Below are 18,203 nucleotides of genomic sequence, written 5' to 3'. Positions count from 1 at the left end.
GAAGCGCGATCGCGAACCCGGGCCTTTTACGGGCCTCTAGAAGTAGAAATCTACGCGCGCCGTGAATGCACGAGGTGCCCCGGGGGCAACCCAATACCGGTGATAGGACGCCGGATAATAGGTCTCGTCAAAGAGATTGGTCACGTCGACGCTGATCCTCACCGCCTCGGTAGGCTCGTAGCTGGCAAGCGCCCGGACAAGCGTATAGCTGGGGAGATAGAAGACCACTCCGGTCTCGCCGAGACGCTTGCTGACGTGATTGACGCCGGCTCCGATCGTGAACCGGCCCGCGCCGCCCAGATCGAACTCCTTCGTCGCCAGCAGATTTGCCGCGTGCTTGGGAATGTTGATGAGCGGATCGCCCGGCTGGATGTCCAGGCCGAAGCTGACGTCGAGCGCGGAGCTTGTCCATTCCGCATCCGTATAGGCATAGGTCGCGAAGATCGCGATGTCGCCCGGGAGGCGGGCGTTGATATCGGCCTCGATGCCGCGGCTCCTGGCCTTGCCCGCAGCGATGCTGAAACCGGCATTGATGGGATCGGATGTCAGGATGTTGTTCTTCTTCATGTAATAGGCGGCCAGAGTCGCCGTTATCATGTCGTCAGGCGACACGAAGCGCGCACCAATCTCGTAGGATTTGCTCGTCTCCGGGGCGAAGGCCTGGCCGAAGGCGTCGAGGCCGCTGTTCGGACGGAAACCGGTGCCGTATGCGCCGTAAAGGCTGAAGCTGTCGGTGATCTGATAAAGAACCCCCGCCGTGGGGCTGAAGCGGCTCTCCTTGGCCTTCAGCGGAGTCGTCGGGTCGCCGAGGAAATTGATGATGCTCTGCTTGAAGTTGTCGTAGCGACCGCCGATGCGAAGCTTGAACTGGTCGGTTATGTCGATCTGGTCCTGGATATAAAACCCGAACGACTTCTGCGTCTCGTCCGAAAGCTGGATCTGGGCCGTCGGGGTCGGGGTCTGGCCATAGACCGGATTGAAAATGTTGATCGCGTTGTTGGCCGCGGTAATCGGCATGCCGACTGTGTATCCGCCGGGCGGACGATAGCGAAGCTGCGAGAGTTCGATCTCGAACTTGTCCCAGTCGCCGCCGAACAGGATGTGGTGCTGGAAAGGTCCGGTATAGAAGTTTCCGGAAACTTCAGCGCGGACCACCGTGTTGGTCGTGTCGTAATCGCGCAGACGCCGCTGCCGTGCGAGAAACACGCCCGTTTCGTCGAGCGTCTGCCGGCTTCCGGCAAGTTCCGCGTCGCTCGAGTAGCCTTCGAAACTGGTATCGCGATATCCGAAGCCGACCAGCAAGGCCCACGGGCCGCCTAGCGACTGCTTGAGCTGGACCTGATGGCCGAGCACGTCGACTTCGGTCGGACCGTCTCCCGGCTCTCCGAGAAAACGGGAATTGGGTATTAGGCCCAGGACCCCGTCGACAGCCACGACGCCACGGTCGAAGGGGACTTCCTGGTCGACGAATTCCATCTCGTAGGTGATGATCGTGTCCGAGCTTGGCGCGAACATGATCGACGGCGTGGCAACGTATTTCTGCGATTCGATCGTATCGCGGAAGCTTTCGCCTTTCTGGGCGGCACCGTTCAGCCTGATCGCCACGGTATCGGAAATCGCGAGATTGTAATCGCCTTCGACCCGATAGGTCTCCCAGCTGCCTGCAGACAGCGCAAAGTGTCCAAACGATTTGTCGGTGGTGGCCTTCTTGGTGATGATATTGATCGTTCCGCCCGGCTCGCCGCGTCCGAAGACCGCCCCGTTAGGCCCTTTCAGGATTTCGATCCTATCGATGTTCGATGCGTCGCGCGGACCGCCGTAACCCCTGCCGCCATTGAACCCGTTGACGAGGAAACCGCTAGGGAAATTCTCGTCACCGGCGAAACCGCGAATTGCGAACGCGTCCCACAGGCCGCCGAAATTGTTCTGGCGTGCAACGCCGCTGGCCAGATCGAGCGCGCTGTCCAGGCGCGTGATGTTCAGTTCGGTCAGAAGCTCACTATCGAGCACCTGCACGGACTGTGGGAGTTCCTCGAGCGGAACGTCGCCGCGATACTGCTGCCTTTCGCCGAGGACGGTGATCGTATCCCCGTAATTCTCTCCCGGATTGTTGTCCTGGGCCAGAGAAACGCCCGGCAGCCCGGCAAGGGCGCTTCCGGCGGCGAGTACGGCATAAAATGCTTTGTTACGGATGTGCATGTCTAACCCCCATCGGATTGAGTTTCCCACGTCCTGCTGATTTTCGGGGGCGTGGCGTCACTTTCCGGCCTTTCGGGGCCATCGAGCGGAAACCCGCACCTTCTTTATGCACCTCGAAGTCTATGGGGACTGATGCACATAATTCATCAAAACTGCGTTCGCTCGCGGCGCAATATGATGAAATGAAGTCAACGGCCCACTTTTCTGCCGACCTCCATCGCCACCAGCCAGCACAACATTAGTAGAATGGCCGGACCTGTTTCGGGTCCGGCCGCTCGTGTTCCGCGGAGGAATGCGATCAGAGGTACTTGAGCCACCAGATGTCACGCCGGCGTTGCTTGAGCGTCGCGAACCATCGAGTGGGGAAGTAAAGGACGGGCGTTAGAATGGCGACCCAGATCCAGACGGTGCTGAGATTGTCGGCCCCGAAGACCTCTCCCTTGGTCTTTCCGTACAGCATCACCGCAACGTTATACACCACCTTCAACGCGTAGAGATGCAGCACGTAAAAGAACATCGGCGCGCCTCCGAAGTAGGCGAGGTGCGGGAGTAAAGCGCTGCCGTCGATTTTCTCGAACAACGCCAGCAGGAGGCAGCCAACTCCGACCGTCGGCATCAGGAAGAGGAGCGAGGGCGGATACTTGGTGAGCGCGAGGAAGCTCATCGTCGTACGCAGAGAATCTTCGCCCGCGAACCACGGCTTGTCGCCGTAGAAGTTCAGGTACCGGATCACGAGGAAGCCAAGAACCAGCGAAGTTCCGATCATGACGAGACGGTGGATGCGCTCGGTCGGCTCGGTCCCGCGGGCAAACCAGGGGCCGGCGGCGTATCCCAGAACGATCAAGCCGATCCAGGGCAGCACGGGGTAGGTCGTCTTGGCCATAAAGCCACCGCCCAGTTCGATCACGGCGCGCTGATGGATTCCGGCCCATGCCGGATACCAGGGCGACTCCGGCGTCAGCACGATGGGGTCGAGGAAGTTGTGCAGGCACACGATAGCCAGCCCGACCGCGAACTGGGCCCACCGTGGCAGATGGATGAGTGCGGCAAGCGCGATCATGCTGATGCCGATGGCCCAGATTACCTGCAGCCAGAAGTTCTGCGGCGGGAAGCCAAGGGGCTGCGTGGGCCACGCGAAGCCGACTACAGTCACTTCGAGGAGAAGCAGAAACAGGCCGCGCTTGAAAAGGAACTCCGACACCTCGGCCTTCGTGTGAGACTGTCCGTACAGAAACGCGGAAAGTCCGGTAAGAGCCACGAATGTCGGAGCGCAGAACGTCGAAAGGAGGCGCGTGAAAAACAGGCCCGGATCGGTCGTCGTCGCATCGACCGGGTCTGTCACCTGCAAGTGGAGATAGAACGTTTCCCGCACGTGATCGACAAGCATGAAAAGCATGACAAGGCCGCGCAGCGCATCGATTGCAAGTATGCGGGTCCGCGTCGTCACCTGCTCGCGGGTTACGGGGCTTTCGGCAAGACCCTGCGGCGGTGCGGTGTTCGCTATACTGCCCATCGTAATTTCCTTCTCGTCCCGATCATTTCGGTTCGAACAGTTCCTGGTAAAATCCGGATATCTTCAACTTGACCGAAACCGGGGTGTCCCCCTTGTTTCGCCAGTACCAGCCATGCGTCCCGTCGAAGGGCGCGACGAACTTGCCTGCTCCCGTTTCGAGCTGGCGCTCTTCCCAGTAACTGGTGAACTCGCCCTCTTCTGCATCGGGCCGTTCGCCGTGCATGTCGACCTTCACGGGGCCGCCTTCGGACGCCCATTCGAAGACGAAGCCGTCCCCTTTGATCATGCGCGCCTTGATCTCCTTGCCGGTATGGGGAGGAAGGTCGATCGTCATCTCCTGGCTTTCGAGAGCCTTCGACAGCGCGATCACTTCCTTGGTCGGCGTGCCCCGACTGGCAAGTGAAGCTCCGGCGATTGTTTCGGCGTCTTCGCCTTCCGACTGCGACATCCGCGTGAGGCCAAGAAGACTTCCGAAACCCGTGGGGTCGACGCCGGCCTCGACCGGCATGATGAACAGAACGGTCACGGCACCTGCCACCACGAGCGCGCCGGCACATGCCTTTGCAAGTGCGGATGGCGAGGCGGAAACCGTGGCGGGTAGATTCGAGGAAGTCTGGCTCATTTCATGCTCCCTGGCTGAAGTAGCCGGTCATCTGGTACCCGACCAGGACGAACCCTGCGCACATGAGGACCGCGTTCGCGGCGAATGCACTGCGCTGGAAGGTTCCCGAAGTGCGCCACAGGTTCATGAGGATGAGGATCAGTCCGAGCGCCAGGAACTGACCGATCTCGACGCCGACATTGAATGCAATGAGGTTAACCAGCAGCCCGTCCTGCGCCATCGTCAGTTCCTGCAGCTTCGTTGCAAGGCCGAAACCGTGAAAGAAGCCGAAGACCAGTACCGCCTTCTTAGGATCCGGCCTGAACCCGAACCAAGTCGTGAACCCGTCCAGATTGTCGATGGCCTTGTAAGCGACCGACAGGCCGATGATGGCATCGACTATGTAGGGGTTGGCACGGATGTCGAAGAACGTGCCGAGAAGCAGGGTCGTGCTGTGCCCTATCGCGAACAGCGTCACATAGGCGCCGACATCTCGTAGCCGGTAGAGGAAGAAGATGACGCCCACCAGGAACAGCAGGTGATCGTATCCCGTCACCATGTGCTTGGCGCCAAGGTACATGTACGGGATGATGTTCACCCCGGCGGCGGCTTCGATGAAGGCCTTGTCCTCTTCGTCAACCCCATGCGCCTTGAGCACGGTGCTGGTAGCCGCAAGTATCAGGAATGCAGCCAAGAGCACTAATGACCGCAAGGTGTCTCCAAGGCGAGGCCGGCCGGTCATCGTTATTTCATCCGGAAGGTCGCGAAGGACTTTGCGCCGCTTCCCTTGTCTTCCAGGGCGACCACGACCTTGCTGCCCGAAATGGCCGTTACGCCTGGCGCGACGAACCGGTTTCCGGACTGGGGGGAAAGGGTGGATGTCAATTTCTGGCCCGCGGGTGTCGTAACGACGAGGCGGGCATTGAAGCCGGATGCGGCCAGAGGTTCGTCCTCTTCGGAGATGTAGACGGTCATGCCCTTCTTCGAAGGCACGAACTCGACCTTGATCTCGCCCGACATCTGCACGGCTCCGCCGTGTTCGGGTTCTTCGCTGCCGTGAGCGAGTGCTTGCGCGGGCAGCAATGTCGCGGAGACGGAAAGCAGCACCGCTGGAATAACGTTTTTCATGACTGGAGAATCCTTTTCCGGATTATTCGGGCTTGTGGGGAAGCACGAAACTCAGCGTCGCGCGGTGCTCGATATGATCGAACGCCGCCGGGTTGTCCGGCTCGGCGCGGTAGATCGCGGTGACCACGTTCAGGCCCTGATTGCGAACCGGGAAAGTGATGGTCCCGTCGCTTCCGGTGACGAGAGGCAACTGATCGGGATCGTTGACGTAGTCGGTCAGGATTTCGACCCCCTCCTGCGGCTTTCCTTCGTAGATGGCTCGCAGCACGATCGGATTGCCCATCGATTGCGGGAATACGTTGGCGACCGGAACGAGCTGGAGAGTGTGGCCGGGGATTAGGGGCACCGGCTTGGCGCCGAGCTTCTTGATATGCACGGCGTATTTCCAGTTGTGTTCCGCTACGACCGCATCGGGGTGTTCGAGGCGCGACGCGGTGTGCCACTTGCCATCGGGCGTCTTTGCCCACGATCCGTAGTCCATCGTCGCAGCGACCATGTTCACCGGCTCATCGCTGTCCACGACCGGAACCACTCCGTTCGGCTCGATGGTGATGTCCACGGGCTGCCACGCATCGTCATAGCCGGCCACCTGCTCGATTTTGTCGAGGCGCTTCACCGCGTCGAGATCATCGGCCCCGACCCCATAGATCAACGCCGTATGACCGGCTCGCTCGGCAAACCAGATCGAGTGGGCAGATGCCCCACTCGAAATCGCGCAGATCGCGCCTGCAACCGAAATGATCAGAAGTTTCTTTTTGCGTGTGAGTCTGGAACGCATGACGAGCCTCCGTTGTGATATGAGGCATGATCCTTGCGCTCGACAATTTTTTCTCCCGTTGATCACCTGCTGCTGGCATATTCTTTTGCCTGATGCTGGCGAATGCGGGGTAAGTGGCCAAAGCGCCACGCGAAGGAAAGCGGCAAGCATCGGCGTATCGCTCACCTTTCGCGTCATGGCCCGCAAGCCGACCTTCGTTGCGGCGCACGCACGCGCGGGCGAAAGGCCCAAGATCGACTGGACGATACTCGCCCACGCGGTTTTGACAGCCCTTTCTTTTCGTCACATGCACCAGTGGACCCGGGAGCGAGGGCGGAGCGGCCCCGGGGGTGGCGGCTAGGTGCCGTTTAAGTGATCCTCCTGCAATGAGGATCTGGCAATTGGGGAGGACGAAAATGGATCTCGAACTGGCCGGTCGGAAGGTTCTGGTGACCGCAGCGACCCGAGGCGTCGGCAGAGCGATCGCGGAACGGTTTTTGCGCGAAGGCGCCAGCGTCGCAATCTGCGGGCGCAAGCTGCGTCGCGATCGTCCGATAGTGAGAAATCCCGCCAACGAATTCGACAATGATCTGGCCAGCGACGGGCTGGAAGAGGCCTTGGCGGCAATGACGCAGCTTGGCGATGTCAGAGGATCCGTCGTCGATTGTTCGGATCAGGTCCAGGTAACGCGCTGGGCCGAACAGTCGGCTGGGGAGATGGGCGGTCTCGACATCGTGGTGTCGAGCGCAAGCGCGCTTGGGGGTACGGCGCGCACGCGCGAGGGCTGGGATCTCAGCTACAACACCGACCTCATGTCTGCGGTTGCGCTTTGGAATGCAGCCTATCCGCACTTTCTGAAGTCGGATGCGCCTAGCTTCGTGCAGGTTTCCAGTGTCGCGGCGGTCGAATACCACATTCACGGCGATAGCGGACAAGCCTACGGTGCAATGAAGGCAGCGCTGATCAACTACATGTTCAGTCTGGCGCAGCAGTACATGGAGCAGGGTATCAGGGTGAATTGCGTCTCGCCCGGGCCGACATTCGTAGAGGGCGGATCCTGGGACTTTATCGAACAAAGGATGCCCGAGTACAACGTCGAGCAGCTTGCTCGCCAGCCATCCGGCCGGCTGGGGCGTCCTGAAGAAATCGCCGACGTCGTTGCCTTCCTGGCAAGCCCCAGAGCAAGCTGGGTGATCGGGGAGAACGTCGTTGTGGATGGCGGCTACACCAAGCACGTGAAATTCTGACAAGGCGCGCTGTGCACACCGGTCATGTGTCTGGGCTTCGCGTCCGACGTAGTGCCGCGCCCATGGCGGAGGGGAGAGATCGATGGGGAATTCGAAAGAGGTGGCTGTCGACAGGCAGGGAGACGGGCCCGTGGGCAAGTCCTTCTTTTCCCGGCGCCCGTGGGTATTTGCGATCGTACTCGTCCTGATCGGAGCCGTGCTTTGTGCCGGCGGTGCCTGGTTGGCGATAATCGGCGGATCGGTCTATTATCGGCTGGCCGGCCTGGCATTGATTGCAACCGGCATTCTCGTCTGGCGCAGACGTCGAGCCGCCGTCTGGCTGTACGTGGCGATTCTTGTTTCGACCATCGCGTGGGCGGTCTGGGAATCCGGATTGGCGCCGTGGAGCCTGATGCCGAGGGTCCTTGCTCCGGCAGTGCTGGGCCTGTGGTTCGCCATGCCCTGGGTCGCAAGGAGGCTGGGACTTTCCCGCGCGGAGCAGGCGGCAGGACCTGTCCTGTTCCTTGCTGCCTTCGCGTTGCTTTTCGTTGCCTACCAGCAGACGGCCTTTCGCCCCGCTCCACCTTTCGAGATCGAAGGATCGGGCGCAAGCGACGGACTTTCGGGCGTCGACTGGCCAAGCTTCGGTGGTGACGGGAATAGCCAGCGCTTCGTCGACATCGACCAGATCGACCGCTCGAACGTCGCCGGGCTCGAGCCGGCATGGACCTTCGAGGTGAACGATACGGTGCTTGGGGAGCAGATCGAGGGGAAGAGCATCACCTTCCAGGTGACGCCGATAAAGATAGGCGACTACCTTTATTTCTGCACGCCGGACAATGTCGTGATCAGCCTGGATGCCGATACCGGCAAGGAGGTCTGGCGAAACAACCCGGTGGTCGACCTCGTCGCGCCGCCGCATCTGGCCTGCAGGGGGCTCGCCTACTTCAGGGACGACAAAGCACAGCCGGGCGATCCATGCGCCGAACGCCTGCTGATGGGCACGGTCGACAATCGGCTGACCGCGGTCGACCGGATTACCGGCAAGACCTGCACCGCGTTCGGAGAGCAGGGTTTCGTCGACCTTGGCGAGGGCCTTGGCGACTTCGCGCCCGGCATGACCTACGTGACGTCGCCAGCGACGATGCTCGGCAATGTCGCCGTTCTGGGCGCACTCAACATCGACAACCAGTCGACAAGTCAGCCGCCAGGCGTCGTTCGGGGCTTCGACGCCCGCACCGGAGAACTGCTCTGGGCGTGGGACGTTCTGCAGCCGGAGGCCTATGGTCCTCTGGAAGAAGGTGAGACTTATCCGCTCAATACGCCCAATGTCTGGAGCCTGGGGACGGCCGATCCCGAATTGGGACTCGTCTACCTGCCCACCGGAAATACGCCCCCCGACTTCTTCGGCGGCTCACGTTCGGCCGAACAGGATCGCTATCCGAGCTCTATCGTCGCACTCGATGCGCAGACCGGCTCGGTCCGATGGTCGTTCCAGACCGTCTACCACGACGTGTGGGACTACGACGTCGGTGCGCAGCCCGTGCTGGTCGATCTGGATCGCGGCGGGCAACCGGTGAAGGCGCTGATTGCCGCGACGAAACGGGGCGAGATCTTCCTGCTAGATCGCGAAACCGGGAAGCCGCTCAGCCCGATCGTCGAAAAACCCGTGCCGACCACGGGGCCGAAGGGCGAGCGGTTATCCCCTGTGCAGCCCTATTCCACCGGACTTCCCTCGTTCGAACCTGCCGACCTGAAGGAAAGCTCCATGTGGGGGGCGACGCCGCTCGACCAGCTATGGTGTCGCATACGGTTCCGCTCATCGCGCTACGACGGACCCTTCACGCCATCCACCCTGCAGGGTTCCATCGTCCATCCGGGGTCTTACGGTGTTATCGACTGGGGCAGTGTCTCGGTCGACCCGAAAAGCAGCATCATGATCGTGAACACCAGCGGGCTCCCGTATTATCAGCGTCTGATACCGCGACCCGATGCCGATGCGATGGGCGTCAGGCCATATGGCGAGGAACCGGCTCCCGGTGAGCCGGCCCAGCTGGACTACACGGTGTTCGCACAGGCCGGGACGCCATATGCCATCCAGGCATCGGCCTTCCTCTCGCCGCTGGGCTTCCCTTGCCACGAGCCGCCCTGGGGAACGCTGGCGGCGGTCGATCTGGAGGAGGGTAAAGTCCTCTGGGAACGGCCCCTTGGAACCACCGAGGACGTTGCACCACTGGGGATCGGACTGCCGATGGGGGTCTTCAACGCGGGCGGCTCCGTCACCACGAGCACGGGACTGGTCTTCATCGCTGCGACGATCGACGACTATATCCGGGCATTCGACATCCGGACGGGGGAGGAACTATGGAAAGGGCGTCTTCCGGCTGGTGGCCAGGCCAATCCCATAAGCTATCGATCCGGCCGCACCGGCAAGCAGTACGTGGTGATCGCCAGCGGCGGGCATGCGGCCATGCGAACCAGGAAGGGGAAGCACATCGTGGCTTTCGCCCTTCCTGATCGCGAGTGAGCCGCGCACTCTTCGATGCCGCCGGGCAAGCGACCTCGCCATCTTCAGCAGGTGCTCTGAAGACAGGTCCTGCCCGGTCAGATTATCGCACTGACGGTCCATGCGCGAACGAATTGGCGCATCGGCGCGTTACTTCCCGCCCAGCGGGTACACGGAGTTAGCAACCGGCTACATGTCGACATTCTGGAGCCATGCCGCGCCAAGTGGAAACACGCAAGGCGACGACGCTAGTTCCGGCGTCCTCCTGCTGCGCACCGGCCTCGACGCCTTCGCTGCGCGACTGGTCATGGCGCGAGCCGCGCAGCGCACGCTCGATGTGCAGTACTACATCTGGCATGACGATCTCAGCGGGCTGCTGATGCTCGCCGAGCTGAAGGCCGCCGCCGACCGCGGCGTCAGCATCCGCCTTCTCCTCGACGATCTTGGCGTGCCCCGCATGGATGCGCGCATCGCGTATCTTAACCAGCATCCGAATATCGAAGTCAGACTCTACAATCCGTTCCGAATTCGCCGCTTTCGCACTCTCAACTGGCTGTTCGATGCGCGGCGGCTGAACCACCGGATGCATGCCAAGAGCCTCACCGTCGACGGCACCGCGACCATCGTCGGCGGGCGCAATATCGGAGACGAGTATTTCGGCGCGCGCGAGGACGCGCTGTTCGCCGACCTCGACGCCATTGCGGTCGGCCCGGTAGTCGACGACGTTCGCGAAGCGTTCGATCGTACCTGGCACCATCCGCTCGCGCGGTTGGCTCACGATGTGATCCACGGAGCGGGTGTGACCGGCAATCATGAGCTCGAGTTGCTCCGCGTTTCGCGTTCGGGAAAGGCGCGGGAGTATCTGGATGCCGTGAAGGCGCGGCCGCTTTTCGACGAGCTTTCCCGAGGGGAATTCGATGCGACCTGGGCACCCGTGCGGCTTGTCCAGACCTTGCCCGACCCTCAAGCCGAGCCGAAACCCGAGGTCGGCCTCGCGTCGCTTCTGCCGCCGACGCTTGCCACGCCTTCGCGCGAATTGAACGTTGTGTCGGGATACTTCGTACCGACATCGCGGGGGATCGACGACCTTGTTGCGCTCGCGCGTTCGGGGGTGTCGATACGGGTGCTGACCAATTGCTATGCGGCAACCGATGTCGGGATCGTGCATGCGGGCTACGCGCCCACGCGCCGGCGGCTGCTCGAAGGCGGTGTCGAATTGTTCGAGATGCCCGCGCCCGACGACAAGCCCAAGACCTTCCGGAAATTCGTTCGTCCCGGCTCTGCCTTTGCGAGGTCGGCACGGGAGCCGGGCGGAACCCTTCACGCCAAGGCCATTTCTGTCGACGGCACGGAATTCTACGTAGGTTCGAGCAATTTCGACCCGAGGTCGGCCTGCATCAACACCGAGCTCGGCATCCTCGTCGAGGACGGCGGTCTCGCAACCGGCCTGAGCGAGCTGTTTACCGAGGAGATCGCGCAGTCGACCTACCGGCTGACGCTCGGCGAACGCGGCGAGGTCGTCTGGATCGACGAGCGTGACGATGTTCCTGAAGCTTCGCAGGTCGAGCCGGGTACGAACGTTCTGAGCCGCAGCCTGGTCCGTGCATTGTCGCTCCTGCCGATCGAGCGACTTTTGTAGCTGGCAATGCCGAACAGCCTTGACGGGGTCATGACGACAAGTTGATAAGGTACCTTATCAAAACGCCTGCTCCGCGATGTTGCCGGGTGCCTTCGTCAGAATTCCGGGGACTTGCCGCGAGATGAAATCCAAACCGTTCGATCTTTCCGGGAAGGTCGCCTTGATCACCGGGGGCAGTCGCGGACTGGGGCGCGCCACCGCGCTGGCCTACGCCGATCACGGGGCCGACGTCGTTGTCGCCAGCCGGAATATCGAAAATTGCGAGGCAGTCTGCGCGGACATCCGAAGTCGCGGCAGGAATGCCCTGGCAATCGCCGTGCATATGGGAAGATGGGACCAGATCGATGCGATGGTCGACCGGGCCTGTTCCGAATTCGGTCGGATCGACATCCTGGTGAACAATGCAGGCATGTCGCCGGTCGCCCCGTCCTCTCTGGAAACCAGCGAGAAGCTGGTCGACTCGGTCCTGGCGCTGAATTTCAAGGGGCCATTCCGCCTGAGCGCGCTTGTCGGCAGCAGGATGGCAGCGGGTAACGGCGGCAGCATCATCAACGTCAGCAGCGTCGGCTCTATCCGCCCGGCACCCGAGTTCGCCCCGTATTCCGGCGCAAAGGCTGCGCTGAACGCCCTTACTACCGCGCATGCCGCCGAGTTTGCCCCGAGGGTCCGCGTAAACGCGGTGCTGCCCGGTTCTTTCCGTACGGATGTCTCGCGCCACTGGCCCGCCGACAAGGAGAGACTGACGCCCGCGGTAATGAAGCGCTTCGGTGAGCCAGAGGAAATCGTCACCACCATGCTCTACCTGGCGAGCGATCACAGCAGCTTCACCACCGGAACGATGATCCGGGTCGACGGCGGTCGTCCCTGAACCCGAGAAAGCAAGGTAATCGATGGAAAGAAGCAGCAAGGCCGGGGAGATCATGGACGCGCTGAATGCGTTCATGGACGAACACATCTATCCCAACGAGGCGCTTTACGAGCAACAGCTGGCGCAAGGAGCGGATCGCTTCAATGTTCCTCCGATCATGGAGGAGTTGAAAGCCAGGGCGAGGGAGGCGGGCCTCTGGAACCTTTTCCTGCCGCACTCGGAGTACGGTGCCGGTCTCACCAACGCGGAATATGCCCCCCTTGCCGAAGTCATGGGGCGCGTCCAGTTCGCTTCCGAAGTCTTCAATTGCTCGGCGCCGGACACCGGGAACATGGAAGTTCTCGATCGTTACGGGACGCCCGAACAGAAGGCGCGCTGGCTGCAGCCGTTGCTGGATGGCAAAATCCGCTCGTCCTTCTGCATGACCGAGCCGGAGGTGGCCTCTTCCGACGCGACGAATATCACGACCAGCATCGATCGCGACGGCGATCATTACGTCATCAACGGACGCAAGTGGTGGATCACCAACGCGTATCATCCGAACACGAAAATCTACATCGTGATGGGAAAGACCAATCCGGATGCGCCGCGCCATCGGCAGCAATCTCAGATCCTGGTCGAGCCGGACACACCCGGCATCAGCCTGATCCGGCCGCTCACCGCATTCGGTTTCTACGACGAGCCCAAGGGGCAGGCAGAGATCGTCTTCGACAACGTGCGGGTGCCCGCGTCGAACCTGATACTGGGCGAAGGTCGCGGTTTCGAGATTTCGCAGGGCCGGCTGGGGCCTGGCCGCATCCATCACTGCATGCGGATCATCGGCCAGTGCGAACGGATGCTTGAACAGACCTGCCGCCGATTGCTGTCGCGAACCGCATTCGGCGAAGTACTGGCCGACCAGTCGCTCTGGCAGGATCGCATTGCCAACGCCCGCACCGACATCAACATGTTGCGCCAGCTCGTCGAGCACACAGCCCACCTGATGGACACGGTGGGAAACAAGCAGGCGCGAAGCGAGATTTCGCAGATCAAGGTCGCGGCGGTACGGGTCGGACGAAGTGTTGCCGATCTGGCGGTGCAGGCGCATGGCGCCGCCGGTCTGTGTAACGACTTCGGACTCGGCTACGCCTTCACGCGCATGAACATGATCCGCATGGGAGACGGACCCGAAGAGGTGCACAATCGCACGATTGCGCGTCTGGAATTGAAAAAGTACTCCGATCCGGGTGCGAGTTCCGCAAAGTGACCGAGTTTCAGGATGAATATACGGGGACCGAAGAGGTGCCCGACGCACTCGTTCTGGACCTCGAGCAACTGGACCGATACCTCTCGACCAGGATTGCGGGCTACAGCGGACCGGTAAGCGCCACGAAGTTCAAGGGCGGGCAATCGAACCCGACCTATCTGCTGCAAGCCGAAAGCGGCAAGTACGTCCTGCGCCGCAAGCCGCCGGGCAAGCTGCTGCCCAGTGCGCACGCAATCGACCGCGAATACAGGCTCTACGAGGCGCTGCACCCTGCCGGTTTTCCGGTGCCCCGACCCTACGTCTATTGCGATGACGCAGGCATTGTCGGCACGGAGTTCTTCGTGGTCGAGTTCATCGAAGGGCGTATCTTCTTCGATCCGTCGATCCCCGGTGTCCGCCCTGCCGACAGGGCCGCGATCTTTGACGATGCCAACCGGTGGATCGCGCGTATCCACGCCAGCGATTACGGCGAACTCGGGCTCGGCGATCTCGGCAAGGGAGAAGGTTACGCTGCGCGCAACCTCAAACGCTGGTCCGATCAGTATCGCGCCGCCGAGATCGAATACAATGCGGACATGCACTGGTTGATGGAAAATCTGGCAATCCAGGTGCCATCCGATGGCCCGGTTCGCCTGGTCCACGGCGACTTCGGCCTCCACAACCTCGTCATCCATCCCAAGGAGCCTCGCGTGACGGGGATTCTCGACTGGGAAATGGCTACGCTGGGCGATCCCTTCGTGGATTTCGCGCATCATTTGCGGCCATGGTGGGTCGATCAAGACGAGCAAGGGAACGTCGCAACGCTGAAGGGGCTCGATCTAGCGGAACTCGGTATCCCGTCGCAGAACGACTACCTTCGACAGTATATCGAACGGATGGACCTCACTGAGCTTCCACACGCGCGATATTACCTCGCCTATGCCCAGTTCCGTTTCGCGGCGATGGTGCAGGGGATACTTAAGCGCAGGCTTGACGGGACGGCTGCGAACCGGCGCTCGGCCCATAGGCAGCAGACCGTGACCAATGCCGCGGCGAGCGCGCGGCGAGTGCTAGAAGGCTGAGCGGGGGAGGAAAGGCACCGTGGATTCAGGCAGGGTTCGAGCCTATCCGATCCGGGATCATTTGGGGCCGCTCGTTCACGAAGTCGCCCGGTTCCGGAAAGCCGCCTTCGACAGGGCGTTCAGCGCGCTCGGCATAACCCGGGCGCAAAGGCTGGTTCTCATTTACATAACCCAAAGCGAGAACATGGGCGTCAGCCAGCGCGACCTTGCGGGGCTGATGAAGCTGACCCCGGTATCCCTCGGCGAGAAGTTGCTGCCGCTGGAGGCGCGCGGCTGGATCGAAAGGCGCGGCGATCCTGCCGACCGGCGTCAGAGGCTCATCTTCCTGACGGATCGGGGCCTCGAAGTGCTCGCCGAATCCACCCGCATCGCAAAGGAACTGAATTCCCGTCTCATCGAAAGCCTAGCCGAAGACGAGGTGGCAACGGCGGAGCATGTTCTGCGCACCATGCGCGCGACCCTGCTCGACATGGGCTCCGCATCGCCTGCGAACTCAGGCGAACCGGCTGAATAGCGTCCGCATGCTTCTCGATCAGGCACCTCCGTATCGCGGAAATGGCACCTGAACGAATTGCTTCAGGAAATGGTCAGGCAAGAACGCCCAAACCGCTCGGCGCTTTGGCGTTCGCAACCGACTGTGAGCAATACCGGGCCTACATTTGTACAGGTGGACGCGGCGTTCGGCTTGCGGCATTGGCTCGAACTACCCCCTGGATCGGTCTCGCGAACGGGCCGCGCGGGAGCCTAGACCATAAGTTTCGAGAGGAAATCACGTTGCGTGGAAATGCCCTGACCTCAAAGAGAAACCGCCTGCTTGCGGGCATTGCGCTGCCGCTTGGTCTGGTCGGCGGGCTCGCATTCGCTGTGTCCTCGCCCGGGATTGCCGCAATCGGCGACGAAGATGGCGCTGCCGTCCACAGCGACCCTCGCTACTGGGTGGAGGAAGTGATCTCGGATCTCGAGAATCCGTGGGCGATGGCCTGGTTGCCGAACGGTGACATGCTGCTGACCGAGCGCGTCGGAAAACTGCGTATCATCCGTGACGGCAAGTTGCTTCCCGATGCCGTGGAAGGCACGCCCGAAGTCCTGACGACCAGCATTTTCGACGGACTTCTCGACATCGCGGTTGATCCGGACTTTGCAGAGAACCGCAATATCTATCTCACCTATACGACCGGCACCGAAGTCGAGCGCATGGGGCACATCTACAAGGCCCGGCTCGAGAACGGCAAACTCGTCGACGGTCGGGAAATCTATCGCAACGCCGTTGGCGCACCGGCCGGCGGGCCGAACATCCTTCGCATCCTGTTCATGCCCGACAAGACGATGCTGGTCGGTGAAGGATCGGGCGGCCAGGGCAGCCGCGGCATGGTCCAGCGCAAGGACCTGCAGTCGGGCAAGATCATCCATCTCAACCGGGACGGGTCTGCCGTGGCCAACGGTCCCTTTGCCGGCGAGGAAGGGGCCCTGCCCGAAATCTACGCCATGGGCTTTCGCAATCCCGCGGGGATCGCCCGGCTGGAGGACGGTACGCTCTGGGCGGTCGATATCGGCCCGAAGGGCGGCGACGAGCTGAACCAGGTGAAGTCGGGAGCGAACTACGGATGGCCTCAGGCTTCCTGGGGCTTCGACTATTCCGGTCGCGCCATGTCCGACAAGCAGGACGGGCAGGGCATCGCCGACCCTGCCTGGGTTTGGTCGCCATCGACCGCGCCCTCCGGCCTGATGGCGTATTACGGGGACAAGTTTCCCGAATGGAGAGGCGACCTGTTCACCGGCGAACTGATGGGGCACCAGATTCGCCGCATGCGCATTCGCGAAGGAAAAGTGGTTCTCCAGGAGTCCATCGCGTATCACCTCAACGAGCGCATTCGCGACGTTGAACAGGGACCCGACGGCTACATCTATGCCATCACCGACTCCATGAGCGGTCGCCTCCTGCGTATCCGGCCCGGGAAGCCGGACAAATCGCAGATGGCCAGCGTCGCCGAACCGTTTCTGGTCGATGCCGACGGAATTTCACCCGAAGATTTCAGGAAGCGCGGCGTCTACCAGGAAAAGTTCACGCAAATCCTCTTCAATTTCAAATACGATGCGGCGAAGGCCAAGCAGCTTTACGCCAGCAATTGTGCCGCCTGCCACTCGTTCGGAAGTTTCGAGAGCGGTGAGATCGGGCCCGACCTGAACGGCGTTTACCTCAGGCGTTCCGGATCGGTTCCGGAATACAACTTCTCGGCCGCCATGTCGAAGGAAGAGACGAAGGTCACGTGGGACGATGACAGCCTCGTCGCATTCATCTCGAACCCGCAAGGCTATTATCCCGGCACGCGGATGATGTCCCCGCCGATCACCGACTTCGAACACGCCCTTCAGATCATGACCTATCTGAAGAAGGGCGGCGAAGCGAGCGACTGACCTTGAGAGCACGGGGTGGAAGGCTTGGCCGCGTGTCGTCCTTCCGCCCCTTGCCGACTGGATCGCGGGTTGCAAGGGAATGGCGCGCGGCGGCCCGAGCCGTCCTGTCGCGGGGTCATTGCTCACAACGACAGATACACGCGAGTCCGGCTTTTTCCGTGACTTGCAGATGCCGGGTTGCATCGCCGACAATGCGTGTATGAGTGGTACCCGTGATCTATCGCTTCGACAGTTTTGCATTCGATTCCCATGCCTTCACCCTTTCACGGGAAGGAGTGGCAGTGCACCTGCAGCCCAAGGTTGCCTTGCTGCTCGATTACCTTCTGAAGAACCGGCATCGGCTGGTCTCCAAGGAAGAGCTGGTCGAAAATCTGTGGGGCGCGCGTGCCGTTTCGGACACGGTGCTTACGGGTCGGATAGCGGCCCTGCGCAAGGCGCTCGGCGACAGCGGTGCCGAGCACCGGTTTATCCGAACCTATTACGGCAACGGGTTCCAGTTCGTGGGCACGCTCAAGGGCTCCGTGGAACCGCTCGCGGTTAAAGAAAATACGCAGGACGCGGCAGGCGAGATCGAGCCGGCGGCAAGGGAAAAGCCCTCGATAGCGGTGCTGCCGTTCCAGGTTGTCGGCGATGCGGGTACGTACGCGCTGCTGGCCCATGCTGTTCCCGACGAAGTGATTTCGAGCCTCGCGGCATTGCGCTGGCTTATGGTAATCGCGCGCGGTTCGTCGTTCCGCTTTCAGTCGCACATGCAGGATCTGACCGAGATAAGGGCCGCGCTCGGCGTGACATATTGCGTTTCCGGCTCGATAGAACCGTCAGGCGATCGCCTTGCGGTCAGCGTCGAACTGGCAGACACGCGCAACAGCGCGATCATCTGGACCGGTCGCCACGAATGCGCAATCGCCGATGCCCGCGCGCTGCGGGTCGAGATTCTCGGCAAGGTGCTTGAGCTTCCCCCTTCTGGGTGGTCCAGATTCTGTTTTAGGATTTGGACTGAAGGAGGAATGGAATGGCACGGAAGCACAAGCCGGAAGAGATTAT

Annotated in this window: 15 protein-coding genes; 9 read left to right on the top strand and 6 right to left on the bottom strand. The window is 61.5% G+C overall.

What is annotated here, in order from left to right; translation table 11 throughout:
- Nucleotides 1-36 precede the first annotated feature (36 nt).
- From FHS75_RS17195 to FHS75_RS17170, 6 genes are all read right to left on the bottom strand, one after another.
- A complete protein-coding gene (locus FHS75_RS17195; RefSeq protein WP_179408881.1) occupies nt 37-2,199 on the bottom strand; it encodes a TonB-dependent siderophore receptor in 2,163 nt (720 codons plus the stop codon).
- Nucleotides 2,200-2,497: 298 nt separating this feature from the next.
- On the bottom strand, nt 2,498-3,712 hold the full coding sequence (locus FHS75_RS17190; protein WP_179408880.1) for an acetyltransferase domain-containing protein: 1,215 nt from the start codon (nt 3,710-3,712) through the stop codon (nt 2,498-2,500).
- 22 nt (nt 3,713-3,734) lie between these two features.
- Complete coding sequence (locus FHS75_RS17185; RefSeq protein ID WP_179408879.1) at nt 3,735-4,334, bottom strand: hypothetical protein; 600 nt, start codon at nt 4,332-4,334, stop codon at nt 3,735-3,737.
- Between the two features lies 1 nt (nt 4,335).
- Nucleotides 4,336-5,055, bottom strand: coding sequence for a HupE/UreJ family protein (locus FHS75_RS17180; protein ID WP_179408878.1), 720 nt, complete (start codon nt 5,053-5,055; stop codon nt 4,336-4,338).
- A 2-nt stretch (nt 5,056-5,057) separates the two neighbouring features.
- Nucleotides 5,058-5,441 carry a hypothetical protein gene (locus FHS75_RS17175; RefSeq protein ID WP_179408877.1) on the bottom strand — a complete coding sequence of 128 codons (384 nt, stop codon included), beginning with the start codon at nt 5,439-5,441 and terminating at the stop codon, nt 5,058-5,060.
- 22 nt (nt 5,442-5,463) lie between these two features.
- Nucleotides 5,464-6,219 (bottom strand): DUF4198 domain-containing protein, encoded by a 756-nt coding sequence (locus FHS75_RS17170; RefSeq protein WP_179408876.1) that lies wholly within the window; start codon nt 6,217-6,219, stop codon nt 5,464-5,466.
- Between the two features lie 395 nt (nt 6,220-6,614).
- Here FHS75_RS17170 and FHS75_RS17165 point away from each other — a divergent pair, with 395 nt between their 5' ends.
- From FHS75_RS17165 to FHS75_RS17125, 9 genes are all read left to right on the top strand, one after another.
- Complete coding sequence (locus FHS75_RS17165; protein ID WP_179408875.1) at nt 6,615-7,445, top strand: SDR family NAD(P)-dependent oxidoreductase; 831 nt, start codon at nt 6,615-6,617, stop codon at nt 7,443-7,445.
- An 82-nt stretch (nt 7,446-7,527) separates the two neighbouring features.
- Complete coding sequence (locus FHS75_RS17160; RefSeq protein WP_179408874.1) at nt 7,528-9,951, top strand: membrane-bound PQQ-dependent dehydrogenase, glucose/quinate/shikimate family; 2,424 nt, start codon at nt 7,528-7,530, stop codon at nt 9,949-9,951.
- A 172-nt stretch (nt 9,952-10,123) separates the two neighbouring features.
- Entirely contained in the window at nt 10,124-11,569 is a 1,446-nt protein-coding gene (locus FHS75_RS17155; RefSeq protein ID WP_179408873.1) for a phospholipase D family protein, read from the top strand.
- 121 nt (nt 11,570-11,690) lie between these two features.
- Entirely contained in the window at nt 11,691-12,437 is a 747-nt protein-coding gene (locus tag FHS75_RS17150; RefSeq protein WP_179408872.1) for an SDR family NAD(P)-dependent oxidoreductase, read from the top strand.
- A gap of 22 nt (nt 12,438-12,459) precedes the next feature.
- The gene (locus FHS75_RS17145; RefSeq protein WP_179408871.1) at nt 12,460-13,683 is read left to right on the top strand and encodes an acyl-CoA dehydrogenase family protein; all 1,224 of its coding nucleotides are present in this window, start codon (nt 12,460-12,462) and stop codon (nt 13,681-13,683) included.
- Entirely contained in the window at nt 13,680-14,744 is a 1,065-nt protein-coding gene (locus tag FHS75_RS17140; protein ID WP_179408870.1) for a phosphotransferase family protein, read from the top strand. Before FHS75_RS17145 ends, FHS75_RS17140 begins: the two co-directional genes overlap by 4 nt.
- Before the next feature lie 19 nt (nt 14,745-14,763).
- Nucleotides 14,764-15,258 carry a MarR family winged helix-turn-helix transcriptional regulator gene (locus FHS75_RS17135; RefSeq protein WP_179408869.1) on the top strand — a complete coding sequence of 165 codons (495 nt, stop codon included), beginning with the start codon at nt 14,764-14,766 and terminating at the stop codon, nt 15,256-15,258.
- 260 nt (nt 15,259-15,518) lie between these two features.
- Complete coding sequence (locus tag FHS75_RS17130; RefSeq protein ID WP_179408868.1) at nt 15,519-17,159, top strand: PQQ-dependent sugar dehydrogenase; 1,641 nt, start codon at nt 15,519-15,521, stop codon at nt 17,157-17,159.
- A 203-nt stretch (nt 17,160-17,362) separates the two neighbouring features.
- Nucleotides 17,363-18,203: winged helix-turn-helix domain-containing protein (locus FHS75_RS17125; RefSeq protein ID WP_179408867.1), on the top strand; the 841-nt coding region annotated here is incomplete at its 3' end.

This window comes from Novosphingobium marinum, assembly GCF_013408095.1.
In the GTDB taxonomy this organism is placed as follows: domain Bacteria; phylum Pseudomonadota; class Alphaproteobacteria; order Sphingomonadales; family Sphingomonadaceae; genus Novosphingobium; species Novosphingobium marinum.
Note: the sequence above shows the minus strand (reverse complement) of the source record. Positions and strands in the feature narration are given on the sequence as shown.